Annotated in this window: 13 protein-coding genes and 1 riboswitch; of the genes, 5 read left to right on the forward strand and 8 right to left on the reverse strand. The window is 55.3% G+C overall.

Translation table 11 applies throughout. The annotated features are described in order from the left end of the window. A complete protein-coding gene (locus NL510_RS15785; protein ID WP_253378060.1) occupies positions 1-1,107 on the forward strand; it encodes an ABC transporter permease in 1,107 nt (368 codons plus the stop codon). On the opposite strand, the gene NL510_RS15790 is transcribed toward NL510_RS15785, so the two are convergent. Continuing rightward, entirely contained in the window at positions 1,069-1,479 is a 411-nt protein-coding gene (locus NL510_RS15790; RefSeq protein WP_253378061.1) for a YbhQ family protein, read from the reverse strand. The two genes, NL510_RS15785 and NL510_RS15790, sit on opposite strands and share 39 nt — an antisense overlap. A gap of 133 nt (positions 1,480-1,612) precedes the next feature. Here NL510_RS15790 and NL510_RS15795 point away from each other — a divergent pair, with 133 nt between their 5' ends. From NL510_RS15795 to NL510_RS15805, 3 genes are read left to right on the forward strand one after another with little or no spacing between them, the layout of a single operon-like run. After that, on the forward strand, positions 1,613-2,374 hold the full coding sequence (locus NL510_RS15795) for an endonuclease/exonuclease/phosphatase family protein (protein ID WP_253378062.1): 762 nt from the start codon (positions 1,613-1,615) through the stop codon (positions 2,372-2,374). Continuing rightward, positions 2,371-3,609: a cardiolipin synthase ClsB gene (clsB, locus tag NL510_RS15800; RefSeq protein ID WP_253378063.1), complete on the forward strand. Its 1,239-nt coding sequence runs from the start codon at positions 2,371-2,373 to the stop codon at positions 3,607-3,609. The genes NL510_RS15795 and clsB overlap by 4 nt, the downstream gene beginning before the upstream one ends. Next, the gene (locus tag NL510_RS15805; protein ID WP_253378064.1) at positions 3,609-4,571 is read left to right on the forward strand and encodes a lysylphosphatidylglycerol synthase transmembrane domain-containing protein; all 963 of its coding nucleotides are present in this window, start codon (positions 3,609-3,611) and stop codon (positions 4,569-4,571) included. The genes clsB and NL510_RS15805 overlap by 1 nt, the downstream gene beginning before the upstream one ends. Positions 4,572-4,615: 44 nt before the next feature. Here the strand turns inward: NL510_RS15805 and NL510_RS15810 are convergent, their stop codons facing one another. The 6 genes from NL510_RS15810 to moaA all read right to left on the reverse strand — a co-directional run bounded on the left by NL510_RS15810 (position 4,616) and on the right by moaA (position 8,089). Then, the gene (locus NL510_RS15810; RefSeq protein ID WP_253378065.1) at positions 4,616-5,323 is read right to left on the reverse strand and encodes a Bax inhibitor-1/YccA family protein; all 708 of its coding nucleotides are present in this window, start codon (positions 5,321-5,323) and stop codon (positions 4,616-4,618) included. A 58-nt stretch (positions 5,324-5,381) separates the two neighbouring features. Then, complete coding sequence (gene moaE, locus NL510_RS15815; protein ID WP_253378066.1) at positions 5,382-5,834, reverse strand: molybdopterin synthase catalytic subunit MoaE; 453 nt, start codon at positions 5,832-5,834, stop codon at positions 5,382-5,384. Between the two features lies 1 nt (position 5,835). Further along, positions 5,836-6,081 carry a molybdopterin synthase sulfur carrier subunit gene (gene moaD, locus NL510_RS15820; RefSeq protein WP_253378067.1) on the reverse strand — a complete coding sequence of 82 codons (246 nt, stop codon included), beginning with the start codon at positions 6,079-6,081 and terminating at the stop codon, positions 5,836-5,838. Continuing rightward, positions 6,074-6,559, reverse strand: a complete 486-nt coding sequence (gene moaC / locus NL510_RS15825) for a cyclic pyranopterin monophosphate synthase MoaC (RefSeq protein ID WP_253378068.1) — start codon at positions 6,557-6,559, stop codon at positions 6,074-6,076. The genes moaD and moaC overlap by 8 nt, the downstream gene beginning before the upstream one ends. Positions 6,560-6,562: 3 nt before the next feature. Next, positions 6,563-7,075, reverse strand: coding sequence for a molybdenum cofactor biosynthesis protein B (gene moaB, locus NL510_RS15830; protein ID WP_253378069.1), 513 nt, complete (start codon positions 7,073-7,075; stop codon positions 6,563-6,565). Positions 7,076-7,099: 24 nt separating this feature from the next. Then, complete coding sequence (gene moaA / locus NL510_RS15835) at positions 7,100-8,089, reverse strand: GTP 3',8-cyclase MoaA (protein ID WP_253378070.1); 990 nt, start codon at positions 8,087-8,089, stop codon at positions 7,100-7,102. After that, positions 8,077-8,211, reverse strand: a riboswitch (molybdenum cofactor riboswitch). It overlaps the preceding gene by 13 nt. Before the next feature lie 226 nt (positions 8,212-8,437). Between moaA and yvcK the strand changes: the two genes are divergently transcribed. Further along, the gene (yvcK, locus tag NL510_RS15840) at positions 8,438-9,346 is read left to right on the forward strand and encodes a uridine diphosphate-N-acetylglucosamine-binding protein YvcK (RefSeq protein ID WP_253378071.1); all 909 of its coding nucleotides are present in this window, start codon (positions 8,438-8,440) and stop codon (positions 9,344-9,346) included. 64 nt (positions 9,347-9,410) lie between these two features. Here yvcK and uvrB read toward each other — a convergent pair whose 3' ends face one another. Beyond that, complete coding sequence (gene uvrB, locus NL510_RS15845) at positions 9,411-11,426, reverse strand: excinuclease ABC subunit UvrB (RefSeq protein WP_253378072.1); 2,016 nt, start codon at positions 11,424-11,426, stop codon at positions 9,411-9,413. Between the last annotated feature and the right edge of the window lie 274 nt (positions 11,427-11,700).

Consider the following 11,700-nt stretch of genomic DNA (forward strand, 5'->3'; position numbering starts at 1 on the left):
ATGTTTTACCGCTTATGGACGTTGATACGCAAAGAGCTGCAATCGCTGCTACGAGAGCCACAAACCCGCGCCATTCTGGTATTGCCGGTGCTGATTCAGGTGCTGCTGTTCCCGTTTGCCGCAACGCTTGAGGTGACTAACGCCACCATCGCTATCTATAACGAAGACAACGGCAAACATTCCGTCGAGCTGACGCAGCGCTTTGCCCGGGCGAAAGCCTTTACCCATATTTTGCTGCTGAACAGTCCGCAGGAGATCCAGCCCACCATCGACACGCAAAAAGCGTTGCTGCTGGTGCGTTTCCCGGCCGATTTCTCGCGCAACCTGGACACTTTGCGCACCGCGCCGATGCAGCTAATCCTCGACGGGCGAAACTCCAACAGCGCCCAGATCGCGGCCAACTATTTACAGCAGGTGGTCAAAAATTACCAGCAGGAGCTGATGGAGGGCAAAGCCAAACCCAATAATAGCACGCTGGTGGTGCGCAACTGGTACAACCCAAATCTGGACTACAAATGGTTCGTGGTGCCGTCGCTCATCGCGATGATCACCACCATCGGCGTGATGATTGTCACCTCGCTGTCCGTGGCCCGCGAACGCGAACAAGGAACGCTCGATCAACTGCTGGTCTCCCCGCTGGCCACCTGGCAGATTTTCGTCGGTAAAGCGGTTCCAGCGCTGATTGTCGCCACTTTCCAGGCCACAATCGTGCTGGGGATCGGGATTTGGGCCTACCAGATCCCCTTTGCCGGTTCGCTGGCGCTGTTTTATTTCACGATGGTGATTTACGGGCTCTCGCTTGTGGGGTTTGGTCTGCTGATTTCGGCCCTCTGCTCGACCCAGCAGCAGGCGTTTATTGGGGTGTTCGTCTTTATGATGCCGGCGATTTTGCTCTCAGGCTATGTCTCCCCGGTCGAGAATATGCCGGTGTGGCTGCAAAACCTGACGTGGATAAACCCGATTCGACACTTTACGGATATCACCAAACAAATTTATCTCAAGGATGCGAGTCTGGATATTGTCTGGGGAAGTTTGTGGCCGCTACTGATCATCGCGGCCACGACGGGGTCAGTGGCCTACGCGATGTTTAGACGCAACATTGCGTAGCTTTTTCTCTTTAGTCAGTAAAGAGACCACCGCAGGCCCTGCAAGGATAACCAGACCGGCCAGGGCCAGCAGCAGGTTGTTTTGCAGCACGCGTGACAGCAACCACAGTACGATCATCGCGGCACCAAAATACCAGGTGGTGGTGAGCTCCTCGAGCACATCACCCACCTCACGCCAGCGCGCTTCATGGTGGCGCTGCAGGAACAACATCGACAGCACGGTGACGCCGTACAGGACACATAGCCCTAAGCCAACCCGCACCAGCGTGCCGCTCATCCAGCCCATCACTAGTACGGCCACGACCAGTAAATGCAACATTATCTGCCAACAACTTAAACCTGTTGCGACACGAACACGTTGTTGCCACTTCATGGCTTCTCTCCTGAAGGATTTTTATCTGCTAGTTCAGACTACCGCACTTTACGGAAAATTCCGTAACACCGCATCTTTTTGTGACGCCGACTACACTTTATTTTCATCGGGATAGTCACCCAGGAAGGTGTTTATGGCCACAAAAACGCAGCATTTCTCACTTAAAGTGCTGACGATTAATATTCACAAAGGCTTCACAGCATTTAATCGCCGCTTCATTTTACCGGAGCTGCGCGATGCGGTACGTACCGTCAAAGCAGATATCGTCTGCCTCCAGGAGGTGATGGGCGCCCACGACGTTCATCCCATGCACGTTGAAAACTGGCCCGACACGCCGCACTATGAATTTCTGGCCGATACGATGTGGAGTGATTACGCCTACGGGCGCAATGCGGTCTACCCGGAGGGGCATCATGGCAACGCGGTCCTGTCGCGTTTTCCTATCGAACATTATGAGAACCGGGATGTTTCCGTTGGGGAAAGCGAAAAGCGGGGGTTGCTCTATTGCCGAATCACCCCGCCCGGGCTTGCATTTCCCGTTCACGTTGGCTGCGTCCATCTTGGCCTGCGGGAAGCACACCGTCAGGCGCAGCTCCGGATGCTGGCCGACTGGACAAACGCCCTGCCCGAGGGCGAACCCGTAGTCGTCGCGGGAGATTTCAACGATTGGCGGCAGCGAGCCAACCATCCGCTGAGGGTCAACGCCGGGCTGGAGGAGATTTTCACCCGCGCACACGGTCGCCCCGCGCGCACATTCCCGGTGCGCTTCCCCTTGCTACGACTTGACCGCATCTATGTGAAAAATGCTCATGCCAGCAGCCCAACCGCGCTGGCGTTACTCAACTGGCGACATCTATCAGACCATGCCCCGCTCAGCGCGGAGATCCACTTATGAAATGTTCATGGCAGGAAGGGAATCTAATTACGCTTCTGGAAAATGGCGATAACTATTATCCGGCGGTCTTTGAGGCCATTAGCCGCGCACAGCAGAAAGTGATCCTTGAGACGTTCATCTGGTTTGAAGATGACGTCGGTAAACAGTTGCATAGCGTGCTGCTGCGTGCCGCCCTTCGCGGCATTCAAATCGAAGTATTGCTGGATGGCTATGGTTCACCGGATCTCAGCGATGCGTTTGTCAACGAACTCACCGCTGCCGGTGTCGTTTTTCGTTATTACGACCCGGGTCCGCGACTTTTTGGCATGCGCACCAACCTGTTCCGCCGGATGCATCGCAAAATTGTCGTCGTGGATGAGACGGTGGCGTTTGTTGGCGGCATTAACTACTCCGCCGAACATATGTCCGACTATGGGCCTGAAGCCAAGCAGGATTACGCCATTCGCATTGAAGGGCCGGTGGTGCAGGATATCCTGCTTTTCGAACTGGAAAACCTGCCGGGCAAAGAGGCCGTTCGCCGCTGGTGGAAGCGTCGCCATCGGCCGGAAGAGAACCGTCAGCCAGGCGAAGCGCAGGCACTGTTTGTCTGGCGGGATAACGGCGAACACCGGGACGACATAGAACGTCATTACCTGAAGATGCTGGCGAATGCGAAGCGCGAGGTGATTATCGCCAACGCTTATTTCTTCCCGGGCTACCGTATTCTGCATGCGATGCGCAATGCTGCCCGGCGCGGCGTGCGCGTGAAGCTGATTGTGCAGGGTGAACCGGATATGCCCATTGTGAAGGTCGGCGCGCGCCTGCTTTACAACTATCTGGTGAAAGGCGGGGTGCAGATCTACGAATATCGCCGCCGCCCATTGCACGGCAAGGTCGCGCTGATGGACGATCACTGGGCGACGGTTGGCTCCAGCAATCTCGATCCGCTGAGCTTGTCGCTTAATCTGGAAGCGAACCTGATCATCCACGATCGTCAGTTCAACCACACTCTGCGCGATAACCTTCAGGGGTTGATCGACAACGACTGTGTGCGGGTCGATGAATCGATGGTCCCCAAACGGACCTGGTGGAACCTGGGCATTGGCGTAGTGGTATTCCACTTCCTGCGTCACTTCCCGGCCATGGTGGGCTGGCTACCCGCCCACACGCCGAAACTCGCGCAGGTGGAGCCGCCCGTCCAACCCGAACTAGAAACCCAGGACCGCGTTGAAGCGGAAGATGGAGGGAAAACCTGATGGCAAAATCGCATCCCCGCTGGCGTCTGGCGAAGAAAATCCTTACCTGGCTCTTTTTTATTGCCGTCGCGGTGCTGTTAGTGGTTTACGCGCAAAAGGTCGACTGGGAAGAGGTGTGGAAGGTTATCCGCAACTATAACCGGATGGTGCTGCTGGGCGCGGCTGGTCTGGTCATTGTCAGCTACCTGATTTACGGCTGCTATGACCTGCTGGGACGCGCTTACTGCGGCCATAAGCTGGCAAAGCGACAGGTGATGCTGGTATCGTTTATCTGCTACGCCTTCAACCTGACGCTCAGCACCTGGGTCGGCGGCATTGGCATGCGCTACCGACTCTATTCCCGCCTTGGCTTGCCGGGCGGGACCATCACCCGTATTTTCTCGTTGAGCATCACCACCAACTGGCTGGGCTATATTCTGCTCGGCGGGGTAATTTTCACCATCGGCGTCGTGCAGTTGCCTGCCCACTGGTATATTGATGAAATCACGCTGCGGTTTCTGGGTCTTGTGCTGCTGCTGATCGTCGCGGTCTATCTGTGGGGCTGTGCTTTTGCCAAACGCCGCCATATGACCATCAAAGGTCAAAAGCTGGTACTGCCTTCGTGGAAGTTCGCGGTACTACAGATGGTGGTCTCCAGCGCCAACTGGATGGCGATGGGCGCGATAATCTGGTTGTTGATTGGCGAAGACGTGAATTACTTCTTCGTGCTGGGCGTGCTGCTGGTGAGCAGTATTGCGGGGGTGATTGTCCATATTCCGGCGGGGATCGGCGTGCTGGAAGCGGTGTTTATCGCCCTGCTCGCCGGAGAGCACGTTTCTCAGGGTACGATTATCGCCGCCCTGCTGGCGTATCGCATGCTCTATTACTTCCTGCCGTTGGCGCTGGCGACAGTCTGTTATTTGCTGCTGGAGAGTCGGGCGAAGAAATTGCGGGCAAAAAATGAGAAGGCGATGGCGAAGTGATTCCGTGCAGGTCGTCCCTCTCCCCAAAGGGGAGAGGGACTGTTTTAACGGCGGTTGCCCAGAATACGCAGCAGCATCAGGAACAGGTTGATAAAGTCCAGATACAGCGTCAATGCGCCCAGAATCGAGTATTTGCGCAGCGTTGAGGCGTCGCGGACGTCTATCTGTTGACCAATATTTTTCAGTTTTTGCGTGTCATAGGCGGTTAGCCCGACGAAGACAAGCACCCCGATATAGGTCACAGCCCACATCAGCGCTTCGCTTTTCAGCCACAGGTTCACCAGCGAGGCCAGCACAATACCGATCAGCCCCATAAACAACATGCTGCCGAAACCGCTCAGGTCGCGTTTGGTGGTGTAGCCGTAAAGGCTCATCGCGCCAAACATCCCCCCGGAGACCACAAACGTGCTGGCGATGGAGGAGTAGGTATAGGCGATGAAGATACTGGACAGCGTCAAACCGGTCAGTGCCGAATAGAGCATAAACAGCGTGGTTGCCATTCCGGCACTGAGCTTATGCACCATGCCCGAAAGAACGAAGACCAGCGCAAGCTGAGCAATGATCAGCCCAAAGAAGGTCATTTTGCTGGAAAAGATAAACATCATCAGATCCGGCGTGTTTGCGGTATACCATGCAATAAATGCGGTAAGCAGCAGGCCCACCGTCATCCAGCCATAGACCTGAGCCATATACGTCTGCAGGCCGCTACGGGTCTGCTGTACTATCGAATCGGAACGCGGAAATCGGTCCATGATTCACTCCTGGTTAAGTAAACACATACGTTAAGATTAACACATCACTATAAACCTGTTACCACCGGCTGGCCGCCTGTTTGTCGCTGTCGCGAGTTTCCACCCAGCGCTCCCCTTCCGGCGTCGCTTCACGCTTCCAGAAAGGCGCCTGGGTTTTAAGGTAGTCCATAATGAACTCCCCTGCGGCGAACGCGCTACCGCGGTGGGCGCTGGTCACGCCAACAAAGACAATCTCTTCGCCGGGCCACATCTCACCGATACGGTGGATAACCGTTATTCGTCCAAGCGGCCAGCGATCCCGCGCCTCTGCCACTATCCCGGCCAGCGATTTTTCAGTCATGCCCGGGTAGTGTTCCAGGGTCAGGGCTTTGACGCTGTCGCCGAGGTTGTGGTTGCGCACTTTACCGGTGAAAGTGACAACCGCGCCATCTTCGTCGCGCTCTGCCAGCCATTCATACTCGCGACCCACGCTAAAGCGCTCGGGAGTGACCAGTATTCGGGTTTCAGCCATCTTAGCCCCCCGTGACCGGCGGAAAGAAGGCCACTTCATCCCCTTCAGTCAGCGGATGATTGAAGTCCACCAGCGTCTGGTTAACGGCAGCCAGCAGCTTGCCTTCGTCCAGCGCCAGCGCCCAACGGTCGCTTTGCGCAGCCAGATGCGCACGCAGCGCAGCCACGTTTACAAACGTGCCATCAAGCGTCAGGCTATCGGTATTAACCAGCTCGCGGACCTGGGCAAAAAAGAGAACCTTAATCATGGCTATCCACCTGAAAATCACCCGATTTGCCGCCGCTTTTCGCCAGCAGGCGAACCGGGCCAATCACCATGTCTTTTTGCACCGCTTTGCACATATCGTAGAGGGTTAACGCAGCAACAGACGCCGCCGTCAGGGCCTCCATCTCGACCCCAGTTTTACCGGTCAGGCGACAGAGCGACTCAATACGCACGCGGTTATGCGCTGGCTGCGCCAGCAGCTTTACTTCCACTTTACTCAGCATCAGCGGATGACACAGCGGGATTAACTCCCAGGTACGTTTTGCCGCCTGAATACCGGCAATACGCGCGGTAGCAAAGACATCGCCTTTGTAATGGCTGCCGTCGATAATCATCGCCAGTGTTTCCGGCAGCATAGTGACGAACGCTTCGGCGCGTGCCTCGCGCACGGTTTCTGCTTTGGCGGAGACATCCACCATGTGTGCTTCGCCTGCGGCGTTAATATGGGTCAGTTGCGACATAGCTCACTTCTTTACATGAGAATGGAAATTACACGGACGGGTGCGGGCATCAAGCTGCGGCGCGATGATATTTTCCCACGCGGTGCGGCACGCTTTCGTCGAGCCAGGCATAGCGAAAATGAGCGTCTTATTCGCGACACCGGCCACGGCGCGCGACTGCAGCGTAGAAGTGCCAATCTCTTCAAAGGAGAGCATACGGAACACTTCCCCAAAACCGTCTATTTCACGGTCGAACAGCGGAATAAGCGCCTCTGGCGCCTGATCCCCTGCGGTAAAGCCGGTGCCGCCCGTGATTAACACCACCTGTACTGCATCGCCTGCAATCCACTGAGAGACCTGGGCCCGAATGGCGTAGCGATTCTCTTTTACGATAGCTTTATCCACAATGTGATGTCCGGCTTCATGAGCCGCCTCGCGCAGCCAGTGCCCGGAGGTATCATCCTCTTCACCACGACGCTCAGAAACGGTAAGAATAGCAATACGTGTCGGGATAAATTCAGCGCTGACCTGACTCATCTTCTGATTCCTTCTTATGCCTGTTTACCCGCCAATGTATGACAGATTCTGAGTAATTCCGGTATTACCCTGATGGAGGAAATGGGTCTGTTTTTTATGCCTCAGGGCGTCTGAAATGCGCGCTTCGAGCGCGTCCTGCTGAGCATCATCTTCCAGCAAATCGCGAAGATCAACGCCGCCATCGCCAAACAGGCACAGATGTAGTTTACCGACAGAGGAGACGCGAAGGCGATTACAGCTGGCGCAGAAGTCTTTTTCATAAGGCATGATTAAGCCGATTTCCCCTTCATAATCCGGGTGACAAAAGACCTGGGCCGGGCCATCGCTGCGCTGGCGGATTTGGTGGATCCAGCCGCGCCTTAAAAGTGCATCGCGCAGCACCATGCCGGAGAGGTGATGTCGCCGGAATAGCTCAATGCCTTCGCCGGTTTCCATCAGCTCAATGAAACGCAGTTGGATACGGCGAGGCTTGATCCACGTCAGGAAGGTATCGAGCTGGTGGTGATTTACATCACGCATCAGCACCGTGTTGACTTTGACTTTATCGAAACCAGCAGTAAATGCTGCATCAATGCCCTCCATTACCTGGCGGAACTTGTCCTGACCGGTAATGGCGTGAAACTGCCTGGCGTCCAGGCTATCCACGCTGACGTTGATCGCCGTCAGGCCTGCCTCACGCCAGTTCGCCACGTCGCGTGCCATGCGATACCCATTGGTGGTGACCGCGATCTGGCGGATCCGCGCGTTTTCACGGACAGCGGCAATGATATCGGTAAAGTCCCGACGCAGAGAGGGTTCTCCGCCGGTCAGACGGATCTTTTCCGTGCCAAGATCGGCGAAGGCGCGCGTGATGCGGCGCACCTCATCAACGGAGAGAAAGCCGTTATTGGTGACGCTGCCCGGTTTATAGCCATCGGGCAGGCAGTAGGTGCAACGAAAGTTACACACATCGGTAATCGACAGACGCAAGTAAAAAAACTTACGCGCGAAAGCATCAGTAAGTTGTGAAGCCATGTACACCTTTCCAGATACGGGAGGCACAGTCATTTCTTTCTGTACCCTGGTGGCAAATCCGCCACGGCCAGGGCGCCATATCTTCCGACACAGGCGCCAGGGCTAGAGTGTATGTTTTCAAATGTGAAAACGTGGTTGTGGCGATAGTAGCGCGGAATCACGCACTTCGCCACGATCGCTTTTCGCTATATAAATACATACATAGCGGCATTATCGTGCATTTTCGCAACAGAATACCTAAAACCTGGGCTTTCGCATTGATATACATCATTAAGCGCAGGGAGGGGCATCGTCTTTTAGGGGGAGTTGGGTTACTGTTACGCCGTTGGAACGTGATAAGGAATGTGTATGCGTAATCGCACTTTTGCGGATCTTGACCGCGTGGTCGCTCTGGGCGGAGGCCACGGTCTGGGCAGAGTAATGTCCTCTTTGTCGTCGCTTGGCTCAAGGCTGACAGGGATAGTAACAACGACCGATAACGGTGGCTCTACCGGTCGGATCCGGCGTGCGGAAGGTGGAATTGCCTGGGGTGACATGCGTAACTGTCTGAACCAGTTAATTACCGAACCCAGTGTCGCTTCAGCCATGTTTGAATATCGTTTTGGCGGTAATGGCGAACTTTCCGGCCATAACCTTGGAAATCTGATGTTAAAGGCATTAGATCACCTGAGTGTCAGGCCCCTGGAAGCCATTAATTTAATACGTAATCTGCTCAAAGTGGACGCGTTCCTGATCCCTATGTCCGAGCAACCGGTCGATTTAATGGCAATTGACGCCGAAGGACATGAAATTTACGGCGAGATGAATATCGATCAGCTGATCCTGCCGCCTACAGAGCTGATGACCTACCCGATCGTTCCCGCCACCCGCGAAGCGGTTGAGGCTATCGCTGAAGCGGATCTGATCCTGATCGGGCCCGGCAGTTTCTACACCAGTTTGATGCCCATTCTGCTGATTAAGGAACTGGCGCAGGCGCTGCGCAGAACGCCCGCGCCAATGGTATACATCGGCAATTTAGGGCGCGAACTTAGCCCGGCGGCGGCAAGCCTGTCGCTGGCCGACAAACTGAGTTTGATGGAGCAGTACGTCGGTAAAAAAATTATCGACGCCGTGGTGGTGGGGCCGAAAGTGGATGTATCCGATATGGGCGATCGCGTGGTGGTGCAGGAGCCGCTGGAAGCGAGCGATGTTAAATATCGCCATGACCGTCACCTGCTGCGTGAAGCGCTAGAAAAGGCGATTCAGGCATTAGGATAGACGTTTTCTCCCACTCCCTGTGGTTGCGGGAGAAAACACGCCTTAGCAACCCTGTTGCTTTTACCTAGGATGCGGCAATAAACAAATCGCGCAACTGATGTAACTGGTCGCGGAGCTGCGCCGCCTCTTCGAACTCCAGATTCTGCGCATGCTGCATCATCTGCCCTTCCAGCTCGTGGATTTTCTGCTGCAGCGCTTTCGGTGTCAGCACGACAGCATCGTCTTCCACCACCGGGCGTGCCTTGCCGCGACCTTTCGCTTTGGTCTTCGCAATGTTCTGCCCCAGCGCCAGAATGTCCACTACCTTCTTGTTCAGGCCCTGCGGGGTGATGCCATGCTCTTCGTTGTATTTCTGCTGTTTCTCGCGACGCCGTTCCGTTTCGCTAATTGCTTTCGCCATTGACGGCGTGATTTTGTCACCGTACAGAATCGCCTTACCGTTAACGTTACGCGCGGCGCGGCCAATGGTCTGAATCAATGAACGTTCGGAACGCAGGAAGCCCTCTTTGTCAGCATCCAGGATCGCCACCAGCGACACCTCTGGCATATCTAAACCTTCGCGCAGAAGGTTAATCCCCACCAGCACGTCAAACTCGCCGAGACGCAGGTCGCGAATGATTTCCATACGCTCTACGGTGTCGATATCCGAGTGCAGATAACGCACCTTCTCTCCGTGCTCTTCAAGATATTCGGTCAGGTCTTCCGCCATCCGCTTCGTCAGCGTCGTGACGAGCACGCGCTCGTTGATGGCAACACGAGTGCGGATTTCCGACAGCAGATCGTCCACCTGCGTCGCAACCGGACGCACCTCAATGACAGGATCGAGTAACCCGGTCGGTCGCACGACCTGGTCGACCACCTCATCGCCAGATTTCTCCAGCTCATACTTGCCCGGCGTTGCCGATACGTAGATGGTTTGCGGGGCCAGCGCCTCGAACTCTTCAAACTTCATCGGGCGGTTATCCAGCGCCGAAGGCAGACGGAAACCATACTCGACCAGCGTCTCTTTACGCGCCCGGTCACCGCGATACATACCGCCTATCTGCGGGATCGTGACGTGGGATTCGTCGATCACCAGCAAGCCATCTGCCGGGAGATAATCAAACAGCGTCGGGGGCGCTTCGCCCGGACCACGCCCGGAGAGGTAACGAGAGTAGTTTTCAATGCCCGAGCAGTAGCCAAGTTCGTTCATCATCTCCAGATCGAACTGCGTTCGCTGGCTTAGGCGCTGCTCTTCCAGCAGCTTATTGTTCGCCAACAGCGTTTTACGGCGATCGGCCAGCTCGACTTTAATCTCTTCCATCGCCTGCACGATACGCTCGCGTGGCGTGACGTAGTGGGTTTTCGGGTAGATGGTGAAACGCTGAATCACCGATTCTATGTGTCCGGTCAGTGGGTCAAACAGCGACAGGCGTTCCACCTCTTCATCAAACAGCTCAACGCGCAGTGCCATATCGTCCGATTCAGCCGGGAAGATGTCGATAACTTCACCGCGCACCCGGAACGTGCCGCGCTGGAAGGCCTGATCGTTGCGGGTGTACTGCAGCTCTGCGAGACGTCGTAAGATTGCGCGCTGGTCGATGATCATCCCCTGGGTCAGGTGCAGCATCATCTTCAGATAAAGATCCGGATCGCCCAGACCGTAAATGGCGGATACCGAGGCGACCACCACCACGTCACGACGTTCCAGAAGCGCTTTGGTCGCTGACAGACGCATCTGTTCGATGTGCTCGTTCACCGAGGCGTCTTTCTCAATAAAGGTGTCAGAACTCGGGACATAGGCTTCAGGCTGATAGTAATCGTAGTAGGAGACGAAGTACTCCACCGCGTTCTCCGGGAAGAACTCTTTCATCTCGCCGTACAGCTGCGCGGCCAGGGTTTTGTTCGGCGCCAGTACCATTGTAGGGCGCTGTAGATCGGCTATCACGTTGGCGACGGTGAAGGTTTTACCCGAGCCGGTCACGCCCAGCAGCGTCTGGTGTGCCAGCCCATCTTCTAGCCCCTCTTCGAGACGACGGATAGCCTCAGGCTGATCGCCTGAAGGACGGAATGCAGAATTCAATTTGAACGGTTTACTCATGGGCGACAACCTGATGACGTAAAAAGCGGCAGGTGAGTAATTTTACGCGTTGTGGCCAGGATTGCCAGTAAAAAATACTGGATAAAAAACCAGTATCATGTCAGGATATTTAGCGTAGCACACGAATATTTAGCGCATTTGCGGTGAAAATGTGGACTGTGCCCCTATAAAACACCAGCCTCGGCGGGTTATCCCCAGAAGATTTCCATTATTAACATTTGTCAAGCTGTGTCATGAGAGTTTTCTGGCAATCCATGACCGTTTCATGACAGCA

This window comes from unidentified bacterial endosymbiont, from assembly GCF_918797525.1.
Classification (GTDB): Bacteria; Pseudomonadota; Gammaproteobacteria; order Enterobacterales; family Enterobacteriaceae; genus Enterobacter.